The 21088-nt window shown below is 34.8% G+C and carries 21 protein-coding genes; 18 read left to right on the top strand and 3 right to left on the bottom strand.

What is annotated here, in order from left to right; all coding sequences use genetic code 11:
- The first annotated feature begins 26 nt into the window (after positions 1-26).
- The 14 genes from Q0972_RS16340 to Q0972_RS16275 are packed head-to-tail and all read left to right on the top strand — an operon-like array spanning position 27 to position 14761.
- Entirely contained in the window at positions 27-1190 is a 1164-nt protein-coding gene (locus Q0972_RS16340) for a glycosyltransferase family 4 protein (protein WP_299367888.1), read from the top strand.
- A 27-nt stretch (positions 1191-1217) separates the two neighbouring features.
- Positions 1218-2195, top strand: a complete 978-nt coding sequence (locus tag Q0972_RS16335) for a glycosyltransferase family A protein (protein WP_299367885.1) — start codon at positions 1218-1220, stop codon at positions 2193-2195.
- Entirely contained in the window at positions 2196-2867 is a 672-nt protein-coding gene (locus Q0972_RS16330) for an acylneuraminate cytidylyltransferase family protein (RefSeq protein WP_299367882.1), read from the top strand.
- On the top strand, positions 2857-3903 hold the full coding sequence (gene neuB / locus Q0972_RS16325) for an N-acetylneuraminate synthase (protein ID WP_299367879.1): 1047 nt from the start codon (positions 2857-2859) through the stop codon (positions 3901-3903). The genes Q0972_RS16330 and neuB overlap by 11 nt, the downstream gene beginning before the upstream one ends.
- The gene (locus Q0972_RS16320; protein ID WP_299367876.1) at positions 3903-4562 is read left to right on the top strand and encodes a TylF/MycF/NovP-related O-methyltransferase; all 660 of its coding nucleotides are present in this window, start codon (positions 3903-3905) and stop codon (positions 4560-4562) included. The genes neuB and Q0972_RS16320 overlap by 1 nt, the downstream gene beginning before the upstream one ends.
- Before the next feature lie 2 nt (positions 4563-4564).
- Positions 4565-5686: a UDP-N-acetylglucosamine 2-epimerase gene (neuC, locus tag Q0972_RS16315; RefSeq protein ID WP_299367946.1), complete on the top strand. Its 1122-nt coding sequence runs from the start codon at positions 4565-4567 to the stop codon at positions 5684-5686.
- Positions 5676-7067, top strand: a complete 1392-nt coding sequence (locus Q0972_RS16310) for a hypothetical protein (protein WP_299367873.1) — start codon at positions 5676-5678, stop codon at positions 7065-7067. Before neuC ends, Q0972_RS16310 begins: the two co-directional genes overlap by 11 nt.
- On the top strand, positions 7067-8221 hold the full coding sequence (locus Q0972_RS16305) for a glycosyltransferase family 4 protein (protein WP_299367870.1): 1155 nt from the start codon (positions 7067-7069) through the stop codon (positions 8219-8221). Before Q0972_RS16310 ends, Q0972_RS16305 begins: the two co-directional genes overlap by 1 nt.
- Positions 8222-8773 (top strand): serine acetyltransferase, encoded by a 552-nt coding sequence (locus Q0972_RS16300; RefSeq protein ID WP_299367868.1) that lies wholly within the window; start codon positions 8222-8224, stop codon positions 8771-8773.
- A 1-nt stretch (position 8774) separates the two neighbouring features.
- Positions 8775-9911 (top strand): glycosyltransferase family 4 protein, encoded by a 1137-nt coding sequence (locus tag Q0972_RS16295; protein WP_299367865.1) that lies wholly within the window; start codon positions 8775-8777, stop codon positions 9909-9911.
- Positions 9904-10983: a glycosyltransferase gene (locus Q0972_RS16290; protein ID WP_299367863.1), complete on the top strand. Its 1080-nt coding sequence runs from the start codon at positions 9904-9906 to the stop codon at positions 10981-10983. Before Q0972_RS16295 ends, Q0972_RS16290 begins: the two co-directional genes overlap by 8 nt.
- 11 nt (positions 10984-10994) lie before the next feature.
- Positions 10995-12344, top strand: a complete 1350-nt coding sequence (locus Q0972_RS16285; RefSeq protein ID WP_299367860.1) for an O-antigen ligase — start codon at positions 10995-10997, stop codon at positions 12342-12344.
- On the top strand, positions 12304-13311 hold the full coding sequence (locus Q0972_RS16280; RefSeq protein ID WP_299367857.1) for a glycosyltransferase family 4 protein: 1008 nt from the start codon (positions 12304-12306) through the stop codon (positions 13309-13311). Before Q0972_RS16285 ends, Q0972_RS16280 begins: the two co-directional genes overlap by 41 nt.
- Positions 13312-13366: 55 nt before the next feature.
- Entirely contained in the window at positions 13367-14761 is a 1395-nt protein-coding gene (locus Q0972_RS16275; protein WP_299367853.1) for an exopolysaccharide biosynthesis polyprenyl glycosylphosphotransferase, read from the top strand.
- 6 nt (positions 14762-14767) lie between these two features.
- Here the strand turns inward: Q0972_RS16275 and Q0972_RS16270 are convergent, their stop codons facing one another.
- Together Q0972_RS16270 and Q0972_RS16265 are read right to left on the bottom strand one after the other, a co-directional pair.
- The gene (locus tag Q0972_RS16270) at positions 14768-15937 is read right to left on the bottom strand and encodes a DUF4105 domain-containing protein (RefSeq protein WP_299367850.1); all 1170 of its coding nucleotides are present in this window, start codon (positions 15935-15937) and stop codon (positions 14768-14770) included.
- A gap of 8 nt (positions 15938-15945) precedes the next feature.
- Positions 15946-17016 (bottom strand): PorV/PorQ family protein, encoded by a 1071-nt coding sequence (locus Q0972_RS16265; protein ID WP_299367847.1) that lies wholly within the window; start codon positions 17014-17016, stop codon positions 15946-15948.
- Between the two features lie 143 nt (positions 17017-17159).
- On the opposite strand from Q0972_RS16265, the gene Q0972_RS16260 reads away from it, so the two are divergent.
- Together Q0972_RS16260 and Q0972_RS16255 are read left to right on the top strand one after the other, a co-directional pair.
- Positions 17160-17927 (top strand): CDP-alcohol phosphatidyltransferase family protein, encoded by a 768-nt coding sequence (locus tag Q0972_RS16260; RefSeq protein WP_299367844.1) that lies wholly within the window; start codon positions 17160-17162, stop codon positions 17925-17927.
- 225 nt (positions 17928-18152) lie between these two features.
- Positions 18153-18455: a hypothetical protein gene (locus Q0972_RS16255; RefSeq protein ID WP_299367841.1), complete on the top strand. Its 303-nt coding sequence runs from the start codon at positions 18153-18155 to the stop codon at positions 18453-18455.
- 1 nt (position 18456) lies between these two features.
- Here the strand turns inward: Q0972_RS16255 and lptB are convergent, their stop codons facing one another.
- Entirely contained in the window at positions 18457-19197 is a 741-nt protein-coding gene (gene lptB / locus Q0972_RS16250) for an LPS export ABC transporter ATP-binding protein (protein WP_299367838.1), read from the bottom strand.
- Between the two features lie 329 nt (positions 19198-19526).
- On the opposite strand from lptB, the gene Q0972_RS16245 reads away from it, so the two are divergent.
- Positions 19527-20243 carry a hypothetical protein gene (locus Q0972_RS16245; RefSeq protein WP_299367835.1) on the top strand — a complete coding sequence of 239 codons (717 nt, stop codon included), beginning with the start codon at positions 19527-19529 and terminating at the stop codon, positions 20241-20243.
- Positions 20218-21084 carry a hypothetical protein gene (locus tag Q0972_RS16240; RefSeq protein ID WP_299367832.1) on the top strand — a complete coding sequence of 289 codons (867 nt, stop codon included), beginning with the start codon at positions 20218-20220 and terminating at the stop codon, positions 21082-21084. Before Q0972_RS16245 ends, Q0972_RS16240 begins: the two co-directional genes overlap by 26 nt.
- Positions 21085-21088: the final 4 nt, after the last annotated feature.

Genomic DNA, 21088 nt, shown 5'->3' with positions numbered 1-21088 from the left:
ATGTTTAAGATATTAACCAATCGAGAATGAAATATAAAGTTCTGATTTTAGGGCCAATAGGAGATATAGGAGGGCGAGAATTAGAAACGGGCTTTATAGCAAGAGCTTTGTGCAATGATGAATCTGAGGTTAATATTGTATCCACCATAAACTTTACTGGAAAATCACAGTTATTCGATTTTGTTTCTCGTAACAATGCTATGCATTTAAACCAGATTATTTATAACAGGAGTTTGTGGTTTCGATGTTTAACTTGGTTGGCCTACATAAAATCTAAAAAGAAAAAACCACGTTTAAGTTATGTGTCTAATGCATTGGCAAAAAAGACAGGTTATCATACATATGCTGTCAACACCTTAAAAGATTTTGTGGAAAAGTCAGACGTAGTCATTTTTTGCGCCCAAGTGAGTAGTGCTTATGTAAAAGAGATTACAGATTATGCTTCTGTTCTGGGCATTCCGACAGTGATGAGAACTTCTAGTACCATTCCGTCGATTAGTGCTAATGAAAAAATATGGTTAGAAAAAATAACACTGTTTATTCATCATTCCGAATCTAATGCATCTAGACTTGGAGAATTGTCAAATCATAATTACACAATTATAGATCAGTGTACCTTCAAGGAAAAGCAAATGCTTCAAATAAAACCGACAACTAAGTGCGATACTTTGTTATATATCGGAAGACTATCAAAAGAAAAAGGCATATTAGAATTGGTTAATCATTACAAAGACTTAAAGATTCCTTTGCAGCTTAAGATTATTGGTGATGGACCGTTATTTAACGAGATAAGTGATATAATTAAAACGTTACCACATATTCATTTGTTAGGCTATCAAAGTCAAGATAATATTGTTGATTTTATTAAAGGTACAGATGCTATCATAATACCATCACATGAAGAATCAGGGCCTTTGGTAGCATTGGAAGCTATGGCATCTGCAAGACTCGTTGTTTCTACCAAAGTAGGTGCCATGCCTTATAGACTAAAAGGAGCAACAAACCAATTTTGGTTTGATATCAATGATGCCAATACACTTACGGATGTACTTAATAAAATAAAGGAGTTAACGCCTGACGAAGTAAAGAACATTGCACAACAGAACAGAGAGGTATACCTGTCAAATTATGCTCAAAGTATTATTGAAAGTCAATACAAAAAGACTATTTTTAGCTTGGCTAAAACATAAAGTTAGTTCTGAGTTATGAGAGTGGGAATGAATCCTCAAAAGCAGTCGAAAAAGATTCAATTAAAACACCAGCACAGGTTAATAATTGTAGTTTTTATCCCTTCATTAGATGGTTATTATGAGAATATTTTAGAAGTGTTTAAACTCTGCTTGGAGTCGGCCATAGCAACAACCAACGCCAATTGCGCAATAACAGTAGTTAATAACGCATCCTGCGATGAGGTGAACACGTATCTACAATCAAAACTCAAGGAAAATGTCATAGATACTGTAATTCATCATAAAGAAAACATTGGAAAAATAGATGCACTAATTGGTGCAGCCAGAGCAAGTAGAGAGCCAATTATTACAATTTCGGACGTTGATATATTGTTTCAGCAAGGATGGCAAAAGCATGTAGAAGACATATTTAGTAACATTAAGGGTGTTGCTTCAGTATCGCCAATCCCATGTAGAAACTTTAAGAATTATGAGACCTCATCTACATTAGCAAAGATTTTATCAGGTAAGGTGAAATTTAACTATAAGGCCATTCCAGAAAATCATGATGCGCATAATAAGTATTTAGAAAGTTTTCATTGGGATCTAGAGACCGATAAAAATCTAAAATGGGCGGTAATCAAATCAAATGGGGTAAAAGCTATTGTTGGCAGTGGTCATCAGATTTTAAGTATGAGGCGGGAACTGTTTTTTAGTACTGTTCCTAAAGAGCCTTCGTTAACTTTAGTAGGTAACCATTCAGAATACTTGTACTGTGATCAACCGATAAATTATTCTGGTGGTATGAGATTAGCCACATATCATAACTATGCGTTTCATATGGGCAATACTGTAGAAGATTGGATGAAAGAAGTGCAAAAGAATAATACCTTAGCTAATAATGACTTAGCCACAGATAGATTTCAGCTTCCTAAATTTAAGCCCAAAGCACCATCTCTTATGTGGTATAAATTTAAAAAGCGGTTGACACATAGACTGTTCAATTTAATTCATGGCAATAAGTAAATGGGCAAAACAATAGCCATCATACCAGCTAGAGGCGGTTCTAAACGAATACCCAATAAAAATATTATAGGTTTTGGCGATTTACCTTTAATTGCACATTCTATAAACTATGCGAAAAGGAATTTCCATATTGTAGAAGATATTTATGTTTCAACAGATGATCGAGACATAAAAAAAGCAGCAATAGACTTTGGTGCAAAGGTCATTGATAGGCCAGAAGTATTGAGTGGCGATTTAGTACCTACTATTTCGGTATTGAAACATGCATTAGACAACATTGAGGAGAAGATTGAGACCATGATCTTACTTCAACCTACCAACCCACTACGGCCAAAAAAATTATTAGAAGACGTTTATAAAATCTATTCTGAAAACAATCTAAGTAGTTTGTTTACCGTAAGTCGGGATTACAAAAAATTAGGAAAAATCAAAAATGATAAGTTTTTACCTTTTAATTACAAGTTTGGTCAGCGAAGTCAAGACTTAGAGCCTTTGTACTATGAAAACGGACTTATATATATCACCAATGTAGCGTTAATAAAAAAGGATATAATATTTGATGAAACCTCCTATCCATTTATCGTAAATCATAAATTTGCAGAGATAGACATTGATACTTATGACGACCTTGAATATGCAAACTACATTTTAAAAAAATATAATGAAGAGTAATCCATTTATTGAAATATCTGGTCGCAAAATAGGAAGCGATTATCCACCCTTAGTTATAGCAGAAATTGGGATTAATCATGAAGGATCTTTAGGGGTTGCAAAGCAAATGGTCGATGCAGCTTACAGGGCAGGAGCAGAAGTAGTAAAGCATCAAACCCATATTGTAGAAGATGAAATGAGCAAAGCAGCTAAGAAAGTGATTCCAGGAAATGCAGATGTGTCCATTTATGAAATTATGGAGAGATGTGCACTTAATGAAGCTGATGAATTAGAGCTTAAGAATTATGTCGAGTCTAAAGGTATGATATTTATTTCCACACCTTTTTCCAGAGCTGCCGCAGAGCGATTAAAGAAGTTCGATATTCAAGCCTATAAAATAGGATCTGGTGAATGTAACAACTATCCGCTTTTAGAGCACATTGCAAAATTCGGAAAACCAGTCATCTTAAGTACCGGAATGAATACAATAGAAAGTGTTCAAAAAGCGGTTGCTGTATTTGATAAGTATAAAGTACCAGTGGCCGTATTGCACACTACAAATTTATACCCCACACCATCACACTTGGTACGATATGGTGCCATGATGGAGTTGCACCGAGCATTTCCAGATTATGTATTTGGCTTAAGTGACCATACCCTAAATAACAATGCTTGCTTAGGTGCCGTGGCATTGGGAGCATCAATCCTAGAACGCCATTTTACTGATCATATGGATAGGCAAGGGCCAGATATAGTCTGTAGTATGGACGAACAAGAATGTAAAAACCTTATCACAGGAAGTAAAGAGATTTGGTCCATGAGAGGTGGGACAAAGCAACCTGCAAAAGAGGAAAAAGTGACCATAGATTTTGCTTTTGCAACGGTGTGCACGGTAAAACCAGTAGTAAAAGGGGAACTATTAACAGAAGAAAATATTTGGGTTAAGCGACCAGGAACTGGAAAAATATTAGCAGAATATTTTAACGATGTCATTGGTAAAAAAGCAATTAGAGACATTGAAGAAGGTGAACATTTAGATTACAGTGATTTTGAATAATGGATAGATTTTACGATTTAGAAAAACGGTTCAATTACGAAAATGGTTTTTATGCAACCGCTGATCCATCAAGGTTTAGCAAGTTTATTTCGCATTTAGAATTCTTTAAACGAACCTCTAATGTTAGAGGCGAAATAGTAGAGTTCGGAATATTTAAGGGTAATTCTTTCTTTAGATGGATTAAATTTAGAGACCTCCTTGAGCAAACAAATAGCAGAAAAATAATTGGGTTCGATGTCTTTGATGATTTCCCAGAAGCGACGTTTGAAGCGGATAAGCTTAAACGGGATGCTTTTGTGAAAGAAACCAAAGGTGGCCAGAGTATTTCCTTCGAAGAAATAAACGAGCTTTTAGAAAAGCAAGGACTTCAAAAAAATATTGAGATTATAAAAGGAGATATTCTAAAAACTTTAGATGACTATATAAGTAAAAATCCACAACTGAAAATCTCACTTTTGCATATTGATGTCGATTTATATGAACCTACGAAGCACATTTTAGAACGTCTTTATTCCAAGGTTACAAAAGGAGGGATAATCATTTTGGATGATTACGGCGCATTCGCAGGAACCAATAAAGCAGTTGACGACTTTTTTGATAATAACATAGAGATTAAAAAGTTGCCATATTCTAATGCTATTTCTTATATCGTAAAATAATGATGCGCAAAATAGTCTTTCTAACAGGAACCAGAGCAGATTTTGGCAAGATAAAAGCCTTGGTCAATAGCATAGAAGACCACCCAGAATATGACCCATATTTGTTTGTAACCGGTATGCATATGCTAGAAGCCTATGGCTACACCGTCATTGAAGTAGAACGAAGTGGCTTCAAAAACATTTATAAGTATAAAAACCATACTGATGAAACTACAATGGACTTAACATTGGCCAAAACCATTGAAGGTTTTTCGGCTTATGTAAAAACCATAAAGCCAGATTTAATCGTGGTTCATGGCGATAGAGTAGAAGCTTTGGCAGGAGCCATAGTTGGTAGTTTGAATAATATATTGGTAGCCCATATTGAGGGTGGTGAAATTTCAGGAACAATAGACGAGCTTATAAGACATTCCGTATCAAAACTTAGCCATATTCATTACACATCTAACGAAAGTGCCAAAAAACGATTATTGCAAATGGGAGAACTAGAAAATTCTATTTTCACCATCGGATCTCCAGATGTAGACATCATGTTTTCTAAGCATTTACCAAGTATCGATGAAGTAAAACATTATTATGAAATAACATTCAATCAGTTTGCCTTAGCAATGTATCATCCTGTTACCACAGAGTACGATGGTATCGAAGCAAAAGCAAAGCAATTTGTAGAGGCTTTAATTGCTAGTGAGAAGAATTATGTAGTGATTTATCCAAACAATGATTTAGGAAGTAAGCATATTTTAAAGGCCTATCAAAAACTAAAGGGTCATGAGAAGTTTAAAATATTTCCTTCAATTCGTTTTGAGTATTTCCTTACATTATTAAAACATTCAGATTTTATAATTGGTAATAGTAGTGCAGGTGTGAGAGAAGCACCATATTATGGTATTCCAACCGTTAATGTAGGCACTCGACAACAGAATAGAGTACATGGAGAATCTATTTTAAATTGTGTCACAAGTAAGAATGATATACTAAAAACGATAAGCGATTTAGATACCTTAAAACCAAATATCGTAGAGGTTTTTGGTGCAGGTAATAGTGCAAAGTTGTTTCTAGATAGTTTAGAGCACTCAGAGGTATGGAATATAAATCATCAAAAACAATTTAGAGATGCCTATTGATAAACACATTCTTATCATTCTTCCTGATGGTGTAGGCATAAAGAATTATTTACATTCCAAGATTATTTCCTATTTAAAGGAAAACTCAAAAATTACGATCTGGTCACCCTTACCGATAGAAGCTTTTATCGAAATAAAGGATATCCATAAATTAGAATTTCAGTACAAGCAAATTCTGCTCACTCCAGAGCAAACAATAGCGCGTCTATACAGAGAAGCTGTTGCCTATGCGAGATTAAAGCACAATACAAAACTAAAAGACAACCCAACTATTCTAAGTACAAATTGGAGAATAAAGAAAAACAGTTTCAAAGCAAGGCTGCTTTACAATTTGGCACAAATTTTAGGGAATTATCTTACTAAGAATTACCCTAGAATTTTGAAGTATGAAAAAAAGGCCATAGAAAATACATCAAGCTTGTCAATAAAAAAGTATACCAGTGATTTAAAAGCTTTACAACCGACTTCAATTTTTATTACCCATCAACGTGTTGCTGGTTTAATGCCAATTTGTATTGCAGCTAAGAATTTGAATATCAGAACAGCCACGGCAATTTTTTCATGGGACAACCTGCCCAAAGCCAGATTGAATGTAAAAACCGATCAGTATTTTGTGTGGTCGCAATGGATGAAGGATGAAATGAAAGATTATTATCCAGAAATCCCTCAAGAACAAGTAAAGATTCTTGGGACACCCCAATTTGAGTTTTATTCAGATAAAGAACGTCTCTTAGAACGCAATGTGTTTGCCAAGCAACATGGACTTGACCCTCAAAAAAAATGGATATGTTTTAGTGGCGATGATAAATTAACGTCGCCCCATGATAACATATTTTTAAGCGATGTAGCTGAAGCATTGGTTACAGAAAAGCAAGAAATTCAAATTATTTTTAGAAGATGCCCAGTAGATTTCTCAGAAAGATATGATGAGGTTTTAAGAACCTACAACGATTTTATCGTGGCGATTGATCCTGAATGGAATATTGAAACTGAAACGGGTTGGACAGGATATTTTCCAAAATATATTGATGTTAATATGCAAATAAATTTAGTTCATCATTGTGAATTGGTAATTAATCTCGGTTCTACTATGGCTGTTGATTTTGCAACATTCAATAAACCCTGCCTATATCTTAATTACGACCCCAAAAAAGATAATACTTGGAGCACAAAGGTTATTTATAGCTACCAGCATTTTAAAAGTATGGAAGGGTTTGATGCTGTAGGTTGGATAAATAATAAAGATACAATTAAGGAAACTGTACTTGGTGCCATCGATCAACCCCAAAGTATAGCAAAAGAAAGACAAGAATGGATAAAAAGGATAGTGCTTCATCCTATTGATAAAAATTCTGAGAACATCGCAAAAGCTTTACTATAGTGCATATTTGTTTCATCACATCAGAATATCCTAAAGCAGGTCATCCACATGGAGGCATAGGAACCTTTGTGAGCACCATAAGTCATGAATTGGTAAAGCGATGCCATGAAGTATCCGTGGTTGGAATTAACGTCTATACAGAAACAAAAGAAACAGAAACGGACGGTAATGTTTTGATATATAGGCTAAAGCCCAGAAAAGTAAAAGGACTCACTTGGTGGTTTAACAGTAAAGCTATTCATCGAAAGCTTATCGAAATTCACCAAAAAAAGCCTATTGATATCATAGAAACGGCTGAGTTAGGATTGGCGTTTATCAAAAAAATTAAACCCATCGGATATATCATTCGCTTGCATGGAGGTCATCATTTTTTTGCCGAAGCCGAAAACAGGAAAGTCACTTGGTGGAAGGGTTTTCAAGAAAGACGTTCGTTTAAAAAGGCGGATGGATTTATTGCAGTTTCAAATTATGTAAAAACACATACAGCAAAATACTTAAGCTATCACGGCAAACCGATTGAAATAATCATGTCGCCTATAAACTTGGATATTTTCGAACCTAAGCCCTATATAACAACACAATCCCAAACCCTTTTATTTGCAGGTACAGTTTGCGAAAAGAAAGGGGCATATCAGTTGGTAAAAGCTATGCCAAGAGTAATACGTCAATTTCCTGAGGTACAATTGTATATCTACGGAAGGGATTGGTTTTTCAAAGATGGGAGATCCTATATTTCGTTTTTAAAAGATTATATTTCAGAATTAAATATCGACCCTAAACATATTCAGTTTATGGGTGCTGTAAATATGAATGATTTAGCAGAACGCTATGCTGCAGCCGAGGTTTGTGTGTTTCCCTCACTAATGGAAACGCAGGGACTTGTAGCACCAGAGGCTATGGCTATGGAAAAATTAGTAATTTTCACTGAATGTGGGCCTGGTAAAGAAACGATTACACACAAGGACACAGGATTGTTATGTAATCCATACGATGAGAATGATATTGCCGATAAAATATTATGGGCACTCAGCAATCAGGAAGATTGTAAAACCATTGCTCAAAAAGGAAGAGCATACGTATTATCTAATTTTAACATGGATACAGTTTTAAATAAAAATCTTGGTTTTTATGAAAGTGTTATAAGCAATAAGTAGATGTCATTATTTAGAACAGATATTATAAAATACAAGCGTTATAGCAATAATAAGTCTTCTATTATTTTAATCCTTACAACACAGGGACTTTGGGCACTTTTTGTTTACAGGTTATCTAACAGGATTTTTAGATCAAAACTACCTGCTCTATTAAAAAAACCATTACTGATTATAGCGGTTTTATGGCAAAAATGGATAGAAATCGTAGCAGGGATATCTATACCTTATTCCGTAAAAATAGGTCATAGTTTTTATATAGGGCATTTTGGAAATATAATTATAAACACAAATGCGGTAATAGGCGATAATTGTAATATTTCTCAAGGCGTTACCATTGGTGTAAGTGGAAGGGAAGATCGTAGGGGAGTACCTGTAATAGGGAATAACGTATACATAGGTGCTAATGCAGTACTGGCCGGAAAAATAAAAGTTGGTGATAATGTAGTCATCGGGGCTAATTCGCTTGTAGTTGATGATTTAGAGGCTAATGCAACATATCTAGGTGTGCCAGCAAAGCGAATAAATGATAGTACCTCTTCAGGTTATATATAATATGAAAGATAAGAAAGTAAAGTTTTTAGTAATAACCTATACACCTTTAATAAAGCGAGATGGGGAATTCTATTCGTATTCGCCTTATGTTGATGAGATGGATATGTGGTTTTCTTTTGCGGATGAATACCGTATACTATCTCCAAATTCTTATCCTACAGAATTCTTGTCAAAACCTTTTAAGTCTAAGAATATTAAGTCTTATCCTATTCCTTTTATAGCTTTTAATTCTATACCCAGAGTTTTAAAGAGTATTTTGGTTTTACCTTATATCATTATCCAAATGATAAGGGCCATAATATGGGCCAATCATATACATTTTAGAAGCCCGGGAAATGTCACTTTAATAGGAGCTTTGGTTCAAATCTTTTTTCCATCTAAAAAAAAGTCCGTGAAATATGCAGGGAATTGGGATCCTAATAGTAATCAGCCTAAAAGCTACAGAATTCAACAGGCTATTTTTAGAAATACAAAGTTGTCAAAAAACATAAAAGTTTTGGTCTATGGTGAGTGGCCTAACGAAACAACTAATATCATCCCTTTTATGTCAGCGACTTATCGTGATAATGAGAAATTGCCCTTTAAATCTCGCGACTTTTCTAAGCGATTAAAATTTGCATTTATTGGTGCTATGGTCGTCGGTAAGAGACCTTTGCTAACCGTAAAAATAATTGAAGCCTTAAGACAACAAGGTATTGATGCGGAGCTTCATATGTTTGGGGATGGTATTTTGATCGATGAGGTTAAACAATATGTTGTCAACAACAAACTATCGGATTCAATTACGATTTATGGCAATAGAGATAAACAAACGATTAAAGATTGCTTATTAGATACGCATTTTAGTATACTTCCTTCTAAAAGTGAAGGTTGGCCCAAGGCCATTGCTGAAGGTATGTTTTTTGGCGCCATACCAATTTCTACAAAGATATCTTGTTTGCCCTGGATTCTTAATCACGGTGAACGAGGAATTTTAATCAGTGAAGATTTAGATGAGGCAACTCGTTTTATTAGCAGTGAACTGAAAAAGGGAAATGATTATTTAAACCAAATGTCTAGGAAAGCTCAAGATTGGGCACAACAATATACATTAGATAGGTTAGAGCTAGAGATTGAAAAAGTTGTAGATAGTGATTAGGGTATTGCAGATAATAGATACTTTGAATACAGGAGGTGCAGAACGATTGGCTGTCAATTATGCAAATGGATTAACACAGTCTCATATTAATTCTCATCTATGTGCAACACGTTATGAAGGCCCTCTTTTAGAATCGTTGGAAGATGAGGTGGGTTATATATTTCTTAATAGAAAATCTACATTAGACTTCAGCGCAGTTTTTCGTTTAAGATCCTATATATCTAAAAATAAGATCAACATTATCCATGCGCATTCGTCGTCTTTTTTTATTGGCACACTTCTAAAAATTTCTATGCCGAGATTAAAACTCATATGGCATGACCATTATGGAAACAGTGAGTTTCTAGATAAACGACCAATAAGAACTCTTAAGTTTTGTTCATTACAGTTTTCTAAGATTTTTAGTGTTAACAAAACTCTAGAAACATGGGCAAAGCATAAATTATGGTGCAAAGACGTTGAGTATATTAAGAATTTTCCAGTTCTAAAGACATTTAAAAACCATCTAACGAAACTAAAAGGCGAAGAGGGTAAACGAATTTTATGCCTAGCTAATTTACGAGAGCAAAAAAATCATGTAGCACTTTTAGAGGCTTTTAAGCTGGTAAAGAACGATTATCCCGATTGGACACTTCATTGTGTAGGTAAAGATTTTAAGGATGACTATTCAGCATTATTCTTTTCTGAAATAAAAAGACATGAGCTTCAAGAACATGTTTTCTTTTATGATTCGAAGTCCGATATTCTTAATATATTGCAACAGACCGCAATTGGTATTTTAGTCTCTAAATCTGAAGGATTACCGTTGGCAATGTTAGAATATGGCCTAGGCGGTTTACCAGTTATTTGTACAAATGTAGGCGATTGTGGTCTACTTATCCCAGATAGTTCTTATGGTATTTTATTGCATGATGATAGTGATGAAAATATCGCAAAAGCTATAAAGAGCTTTATAAAAGGTGAAGCATATAGAAAGTCTTGTGCTAAAAAATTTAGTAAATTAATCTTTGAATCGTATTCTAAAGGAAAAATCATTGATGAGGTAATTACAACGTATAAGAGCTTAATTTAACTTGTAGACAATTGGAAGCGAGGTATATTTCAGGAATAGTATTGCATATTTGCTTTGGAGCATTACTGTATTTTGTTGGTTTTTTCCCAAAGCTATTCTTTTTTGGTACTATAGGCTATTTTCTTTTTAAAATTATTGTTGCCCATCCAAAAGAAAAAACCACTGCTGTTTTAATGGGATGTGCCTATTTAACTGGAGCAGAGGTGATTTTTAGAATGACGGATGCTGGTCTATTTTATGAGTCTTCAAAGTACTTCATTATATTTTACATCATTTTTGGAACGTTTTATAATGGTGTATCTAATAAAGGATATCCTTATTTTATATTTCTTATTTGCTTGGTGCCTTCTATAATTGTAGCTTTTGCTAATATAGGTGTAGATGCTAGCCTTAGGAAAAATGTAGCATTTGTCTTAAGTGGTCCGGTCTGTTTAGGTATTTCCGCACTTTATTGTTACGATAAGAAGATAACTTTAAAACAAACGTTAGATATACTATTTTATTTGGCATTACCAGTAGTAACGCTAACCACCTATCTATTTTTATATACACCTAGTATAAAAGATATCATAACCGATACAGAATCTAATTTTGCAGCTTCAGGAGGATTTGGTCCCAATCAAGTATCTACGGTTTTGGGGCTAGGCATGTTTGTGTTTTGCGTCAATTATTTTCTTAATTCAAGGACAAAACTGCTAAAAATTATTAATATCATTCTATTTGCGTTAGTATCATTTAGAGGTATAATAACATTTAGTAGAGGGGGAGTGCTCACAGCTATTTTAATGATTTTTGCTTTTTTGTTTATTGTTTATTCAAAATCGAATTGGAGACAGAAAAATGTAATAATTATGTCTTTTCTATCTTTTATGGTTATGTCTACGATCATATGGGCAGTAAGTTCTAACCAAACCAATGGATTAATTGATAAGCGTTATACTAACCAAGACAAAATAGGTCGTGAGAAAAAAGATGTTAGTGCAGGTAGAGTAGATTTATTCGTTGGCGAGCTTGAAGGTTTTATCGAAGAGCCTTTCCTAGGTGTTGGAGCTAGTGGAATGAAAGAAAGAAGATTGGTTAGCTTAGGTAGAGTCATTGCCACACATAATGAGTTAAGTAGATTGTTATCAGAGCATGGCATTTTAGGCATATTCATGTTGTTAATACTTATTTTCAAACCGCTGGATATGCGAGGTGCAAGTAGGCATAATTACTTTTTTTACGCGTTTTTGATATTTTGGTTTGCTACGATTAATCATTCCGCTATGCGTATTGCAGCACCAGGTTTTATATATGGCCTAGCACTTTTAAATATTAGATATGAAAAACGTTCTTTACGTAGGAAACGCATTGTCGAGTAAAGGGAGAACAACAACTTCGATCGAAAACCTAGGCACTAGATTAACTGAATTTTGCTCAATTAAAATAGCATCAGACAAATCAAATAAAATATTGCGCTTATTGGATATGATGCTGTTGGTCATTGTCAACAGAAAGCACACAGACTTTATCTTAATTGACACCTATAGTACAACAAATTTTTATTACGCCCTTGTGGTAAGTCAATTGTCCAGATTATTTAAAATAAAGTATATTCCAATTTTACATGGAGGAAATCTTGAAAGGCGGCTAAAAAGGAATCCAAAAATGAGCAGATTAATTTTTAAATATGCTTATGTGCTCGTATCTCCATCCAATTTTTTAAGAAATACATTCAAAAACTATGGCTTTAATAATGTAGAGTATATACCCAATTCTATAGAAATAGAGAATTTTGAATTTCAAAATCGGGACATTGAAACCATAAAGCTGTTATGGGTACGGTCTTTTGCTGAAATTTATAACCCTGAAATGGCCGTTTTGGTACAAGAAGGTGTATTGGAAGAAGGTTACAAAGCCGAACTTACTATGGTTGGACCAGAATCTGATGGTTCTTTAGAGAAGACCAAACTCATGGTCAAGAATAAAGGACTAGATGTTAATTTCACTGGTAAGCTATCAAGACAAGAATGGGTAAACCTATCTAAGGCATGTAACATTTTTATTAATACTACAAATTACGATAATGCACCTGTGAGTGTTATTGAGGCTATGGCTTTAGGACTCCCAATCGTTTCAACTAATGTTGGAGGACTACCGTTTTTAATTTCTAATGATGTAGATGGACTCTTAGTAAAAGCTAATGATGTAGAGGCTATGGTGAAAGCAATTGTTAAATTAAAGAAAAATAAAACCCTAAAAGACAAACTAGTAGCCAATGCAAGGGAAAAAGTAGAACAGTTTAATTGGAAAATTGTTAAACAAAAGTGGGAAACTCTTTTGACTTAATTTTCTTATTAATAAATTGTACTTATTATCTTTATAGCATTACCAACCTTTATAAATGAAGCATAAAAAAGGCATCCATTTCGAAGTTTCTGAACGGAAAATTCTTCTCAGAATTATGGACTTGGTTATGGTCTTTTTTGCAATATATGCTCTGAATCTTTACCCGGAATTTGAGTATATTCAATTTGATAATGAGAACCTCGTATCTCTTATTTTGCTTGGTGTATACATTACGGTATTCGGTACCATTTTTGAGCTTTACGATCTGCAAAAGGCCAGTAAAATTGATACGACATTTAGAAATATTGTTATTACAACATCAACTGTAGTGTTGTTTTATCTTCTAACACCAATTTTATCACCCTACTTACCAGAAGAACGAATACAGATTGTTTACTTCTATCTAGCTATAATTTTGTCTATTTTATTGTGGCGTTTTATTTACATCAACCTCATTGAATCCCCTAGGTTTTATAAACGTGTCCTTTTGGTTGGTGAGGTGTCTAATATTGATGGTTTGGTTAATGCCTTGAATGCGTCAGATCCTAATTATAAGATTATTGGATTCATTAATAGCGAAGAATCCACATCAGAATCCGTAAAATTTAAGGGTCTAAAAGAGTTTGAAGCCAAAGACTTTCTAGATACAATAGAAAAAGAGAGAATATCTGAGGTTTTAGTAGCAAGTTTTAATACAGAAGCTATAATTGCCGAAGTTTACCATGATCTTATCTTGTTATTAGAGCGTGGTTTTAAAATAAGAGAATATACACAGGTTTATGAAGAATTACTTCATAAAGTACCAATACAATTTGTAGGTAAAGACTTTTACAAGTATTTCCCTTTCAGTAGGAGTAATGAAAACAAATTATATATCTTTTTCCATCGTGCTTTTGATATAGTTGTTGCTGTTCTAGGCCTATTATTTGGTTTATTACTCTTGCCAATTATTTTGTTAGGAAACCTTTTGGGTAATTATGGTCCATTATTTTATTCCCAAGAACGCGTTGGAAGAAATAGTAAACCTTTTAGAATACTTAAGTTAAGAACTATGATCGTTAATGCCGAAAAAGATGGTGTTAAATGGGCCCAAAAAAATGACAAACGTGTTACAGCTTTCGGAAAGTTTTTAAGACGTTCTCGTCTAGACGAAATCCCTCAGTTTTATAACGTTTTAAAAGGCGAAATGAGTATTATTGGCCCAAGACCAGAACGACCGTTTTTTGTTAATGAATTATCGCGTATAATTCCCTTTTATGAGACACGGCATATCATTAAACCAGGGCTTACAGGTTGGGCACAGGTAAATACAAGGTATGGCTCCTCAATAGACGATAGTCTAACGAAGTTGCAATACGACTTATATTACATAAAACATAGAAGTGTTTTCTTGGATTTTAGTATTACAATTAAAACACTAAGTACCATCTTGTATTATAGGGGGCAATAATCGTCTTTAGTTTTTGCCGTAAAATTTCAATAAATAGATATAGCGTAATAATAAAGCTATTAGTAAGGGAATTAAGGTTATTGCAAATACTTGTACACCAATGATCCAATGCATAGTCATTAGGCAAAGCATAATGATTAAGAACTTTAAAAAACCTCTAACCCAATTTTTTACCTTGTCATTGTTTAATTGATAAAGCAGTAATAGATTTAAAGGAAAAGCCCAAAGCAGATTGTAGTTGTAGCCAGTAGCAGTATGGTCGGTCGCAAACCATAGGAGTAAAAGAATAACACCTACGAGTCCTGTAATTCCAAAGAGTAAAATATCTAGCCATTTACTACGTGTTTTAGACATAAAGTTTTTATAAGTAATATAGATAATAGCTATGGCAATTAGTCCTATAATGAATAATGGACTGAAAGAGATGTTTGTTGATGCATTAGTAGGCTTGCTTTCAAATAGTGTAGACGAACTCTTCACTAAATCGTTGGTTTTATCAATTTTAGCAGTATTAAAAAAAGCATGAATATATTTTGGCAAGAACATATATTCATTAGCAGTAGCTTCTCTATCTATAACAGAACCTAAAGCAATATCAATACCCAAGCTTCCCCAAGAGTTAAAACTTAAATGCTCGTGTATAAGTTGTCTAAATGTTTTTTGCTGGGAATCATCAGGGAATCCATAGGTTATTGTATTCTTGGTAGCTATATCAGAAACATCCCTTATTCTTGTCGCACAATTATCAAAGAAAAAATCATAGAGATATTTTCGATTTTCGGGTCTATAATTATTCTCTAAAAAATCAAATAACCTCTGCTTTTCTTCAAAGGATAGATTTAGAATCTGTTCTTTAATGCTTCGGTTGTAGCTTGAATAATGGCGAAAAATATTAGCAAAACTGTTTTTGCTAATCATGTAGTTCAGCTTACCTCTTGCAAACTTTAAATAGAAATTTGGTGCACCAAAATCATATTCACCATAACCATATACCAAATCAATTCTTTGGTTTTCATCTTTAATTCTAAAGGCATTATGGCCAAAGGCATCATTTAAAGACGTACCAGGTCCGAAGGTAAGTATTGATACTTCAGCATTTTCAGTTAGAGAACGCTGCTGGCCAAAACCTAAAATTGAAATAAGTAATAAGGCGAAAAAGGATAGTTTTAGTTTCATAGGCATCGCTATCTAAAAATGCTAAAATCTATTTTTAATGAGAAAACGTTAGAATATAATGCAGCACTCTGGTCACCAATATCCGTAAAGGCATAATCTATCTGTATACCTTTGTATTTAAAACCAACACCAAAATTAGGCTGAAACGTTAAATCTTCAGAATTGTCAATTTGCAATTCATTCTGAAAATTCCCTACTCCACCTCGTAGAAATACCAAATCCGTATACCCAAATTCAAAACCTAGAGCAGGATTTATACTAGCAAATGAGCTAGAAATGATATCATTATTTTCTTCAAAACGGATATTGAGATTGGTCGCAGCTGTTAACGAATAATCGTAATTAAAGACCCACCGTTTAGACATGCCTATTTCTAATTTTGGAATTGTAATTTCTGTAGTCTCGGGTAATTCCTGATTTTGTCCCTCAATAGCACCACTTATCCGCTCAAAGTTACCTTCATCAATGGACCAAGCATTATAGGTTGTCGTTATGTCCCTTGCCATTAAACCAAATTTCCAGCCCGAGTTATTCTCGAACTGAATGCCAGCATCTAGACCAAAGCCCCATGACGAAGCAAAATCTCCAATGATTCGTCTTATAATTTTTGCGTTGACCCCAAAATTTAAACCATCTAAGGGCAGTTTTCTGGCATAAGAAAATGTGATGCCATAATCTGCTGTAGAAAATGTACTTATTCTATCATAATTTATGTTGCCCTGATCATCAATTAACTGGGTGGTATCTAGGATATCATCAACACCAAATCTAATGATCGAAATCCCAACAGCACTGCGGTCGTCTAAAGGCATACCGTAGGCGATATAATTGTAGTTGGCAATATTTGCAAAATAACTCGAGTGCATTAAAGCAAGCTGATTGTCTTCGAGATGCACCAATCCTGCCGGATTCCAGTATCCAGAATTAACATCTGCAGTTTGGGATACTACAGCATTGCTCATACCTAGGGCAGCAGCATCTACACCAATATTCATAAATTCGTTGGAATACTTTCTGGTGGTTTGCGCCGAAGCTATAATAGCAAAGAGAGTTAAGAGAATTACAACGTAATTTTTCAACAGCAAAATTTTTTACAAATATGCACAATTTTTCTATCTATTTAACTTCAAAAGTGGCTACTTATTGTTTTAAAATATTTGCAATTTGAAAAAAATAATAAGTTAAGCTCAAATACTTTTTTATTTTTACAAAAATAAAACTCATGAGTTTTAAGCAACACATACCCAACATGGTAACACTTCTTAATCTGTTTTCGGGTTGTATTGCTATAGTTTTTGCAGTGTACGGTAACTTTGTAGTTGCTGCTATTTTCGTTTTCTTGGGTATATTTTTCGATTTTTTTGATGGTTTGTTGGCACGTATACTTAATGTACAGAGCGAGCTCGGGATTCAACTAGATTCTTTGGCAGACTTAGTGACAAGCGGTGTTGTACCAGGAATTATTATGATGAAATTAATAGCGTTGTCAGTGGGAGTTAACGATTTTGTGACGTTTGAGAACAGCTGGACAGCAACGATGGACTGGACTACGGTTAAAGTTTCGTACGTTCCATTAATAGGTTTACTCATTCCATTGGCCTCTGCATATCGTTTAGCAAGGTTCAATTTAGACGAAGACCAGCAAACGTTTTTTAAAGGGCTGCCAGTGCCTGCAAATACATTGTTGATTTTGTCTTTACCGCTTATTTTAGAATATCAAAATAATGATATCATGAATTCCATAATCATTAACAAGTGGTTTTTGATAGGTCTAACACTTTTGAGTTGTTATCTTCTTAACTCTAATATTAAGTTGTTTGCATTGAAGTTTAAAGATTGGAGTTTTGAGAATAATGCGACGCGCTATATATTTTTAATCTTAAGTTTGGTAGCGATTATTGTTTTAAAATTTGCAGCAATACCAATTATTGTGCTTCTTTACATTGTATTATCGATATTAGACATAAAGAATATTAACCAACCCATTTAAAACAGTACATAGAACATGGCTGAAGTAATGTTTACCCTCTTAGTGCTAGTAATGCTTCAACAAATTGTTCTAGGATTCGATAGTCTTCTTTACATCTCCTTAAACAACCAAGAACGTATCCGCAAGGCCAGAATAGCCATAGTATTACGGATCATATTATTATTCATTATGAATATCGTACAAGGACCTTATCAAAAGATAATTAATAAAAGAAATTAATAAAAAATGAGAAAGCTTAAACTAAAATCCTACGTCATCATTTTTTTAATATTATTGGTAGTTCAGTTTTTGATAGTGTTTGCAGATGTGATGCTCACAAAAAATGGAAGTGATTTGGTGCCTGTTACCGACCAAATTGTTGAATTTTTTAGCCTTCCAATCAGTATTATAAATAAAAATTTACCCTTTTATGTAAGAGAGAGTCTATACATTAAGGTTTTGTATTGGTTGATGAATTTATTTATTCAATCTTCAATTATATACTTGGGCTGGCGTACATTTAAGAGGGTAAGAAAGAAGCTGAAATAAATTAGAATTCCAATTTCTTTTTACGCAGCTCAAAGTTTTGTCCGAGATAGACTTTGCGTACCATTTCGTCACTGGCTAGTTCTTCTGGTATACCTGCTTTAAGAATACCACCTTCAAACATTAAATAGGTTCTGTCTGTAATGGCTAGAGTTTCTTGTACATTATGGTCGGTGATAAGAATACCGATATTCTTTTTGGTGAGTTTAGCGACAATGCGTTGTATGTCTTCTACAGCAACGGGGTCAACACCAGCAAAGGGTTCATCGAGTAATATAAAATTAGGATCCGTAGCAAGTGCACGAGCAATTTCTGTACGACGTCGCTCACCACCAGATAATAAATCACCACGGTTGGTTCTAATGTGTCCTAGGCCAAATTCCTCAATCAACGACTCCATTTTTTCGTGCTGTTGCTTTTTGCTCAGCTTGGTCAGTTGAAGCACACTTAAGATGTTATCTTCAATACTCAATTTTCTAAATACAGAAGCTTCCTGTGCTAAATAACCAATCCCATTTTGGGCACGCTTGTACATAGGGTATTTGGTAATGTTGGCATTATCTAGAAATATTTTTCCTCCGTTAGGTTTAATGATTCCAACAATCATATAAAAACATGTTGTTTTACCTGCACCATTTGGACCAAGCAAACCTACTATTTCGCCTTGGTTCACCTCAAGAGAAACATCCTTAACCACTTTTCGTCCACTATAGGACTTCATTAAATTTTCCGCACGTAGCTTCATATCTCGAATATAAGATGGCTAAAATAAGTATTTTATAATTTGCTATTCAAGTTTTAACAGGTCTTTTGGTATTTTAAATAAGCAATTTCAAAAAACTATGGCAGATCGTTATTAAACAAGCCCTAACATATGCCATTGGGTTAATAAAAGCCCATAATAGAATTATATCAATATTTCCTTTTATTCGTGTATACGACCGCTTATTCGTGTATACGACCGTTTATTACTTCACTATTGGAGTACAAACTTATGATAGGTAGTTTTACTGCTTGCCCTTTAAGAGCATTAATGCTATAAACAGTAGTTTAACTTAACCTTCTTTACTTAATATGATTTGTATAAAACAAAAATCCTTTTATTCACCCTGGCTATATCTTTGCTCGCTATTGGTCTATGTTGCCTGCCAAAAGGACGACCACGTAGCGGAACAGAACACAGGGCACAAAATCCCCAAGATCGAGACCATTGCCTACGACAATGCCAATACCACCTTTAGCGACCTAAAGGCAAAGTACAACCTGGACAGGCACAGGGCCTCACGGCTTGCCGGCGGCCTACAGGGCAAATCCACAACCGATACCCTTGGGCTCGTCCTGGAGACCGATATCATAAAACAGGTCACCCTTGGCGACTACACCTCCTATACCATGAAGGTCGCACACCAAAGTGACAGTACGGTGTTCTACAACCTCACCATAGAGCATAAGAACGGTGCATCCGATATGTTCCTTACCAAGTACACGCCAACGGACCATTGGCTCAACAATAGGCACGAGACCTATCAGGGCAAGGTACAGTCCAAGCGTGTCACCTTGACAGTGCGTACCGATCCGGACGAGGATTCTGAAGAGGGGAATAGCCTAGGCGGTGGCCTTGGCCTTGGTGGCGGCGGTGGCGGCAGTGCCGTTTACGGTGCCGATTATCCCTGGGACTGTATGGGCACGGTGATCGTTTCCACGGAGCTGGTGCCCTACCAGTGCAGTTGCGAGGACCACTGGCCCTGGGACGACTGCCATTGCGGTGACCATAAGGCCCGAGGAATGTAGGGAGCGTATTGATGGGGATCTTAATGGGGACTGCGCTTTTGATGCTTATGAAACTTGTCTGTTTACTGGTCAAAGACAATCCGTTTGCGACTGTCTTGAAGATGGTGGAACACTTGAGGAGTGCAGAGAGAAAAGTGGCTGTAATGAATTAATAGCATCCTCTAATGACCCAGAATTTATGGCAATAATGATGGAGCTAAACACCAAATCCACAACAGTAAACAAAGAAGTTGGATATATACAAAAAGAAGATACAACAACAGACTCTGGCTATGGTTACGACTATGTCGAAGAAGAAAATATCAATGACCAAATGAATATAACAATCCCTTATCCTACAATCTTAAAAGGGTTTTTCCACACCCATGATGATGAGGTTAAGCATTCACCTGTATTTTCTATAGATGATTTGTATTTTATATTTGCTTTGTTTAACCCTACCTTTAATGCAGATGGTACCTGTTATCTCAATAATATGTACAATATTGATGAGGATTTTACCATGGTCTTAATAACAGCCCACGGTACCAAATTGGCTTTAAAGTTTAATAGTAATGGTAGGGAACAATTACGCCAGTTTGGCGAAAAATACTTTGGCGATTGGCACTTAAACTTGTCTGACTTAGTCAATATTGGTGCTCAAATTGAAACCGACAGAAAAAGAATAAAGAAAAAATTTGATGAAATAATAGACAAAGAGCTTACTATTGACAAACAGAAAAAGAAATTCGCTAAATTTTTGGACAAGTTAGATTTTGGGATGTCCTTGTACCAAGCTAACGACGATTTTACCCAATGGGAAAAAATAAATGAATCTGGTGAGCCAATACCATGTAATTAATATT

It is taken from the genome of Winogradskyella sp. (assembly GCF_028282165.1).
In the GTDB taxonomy this organism is placed as follows: Bacteria; Bacteroidota; Bacteroidia; order Flavobacteriales; family Flavobacteriaceae; genus Winogradskyella.
Note: the sequence above shows the minus strand (reverse complement) of the source record. Positions and strands in the feature narration are given on the sequence as shown.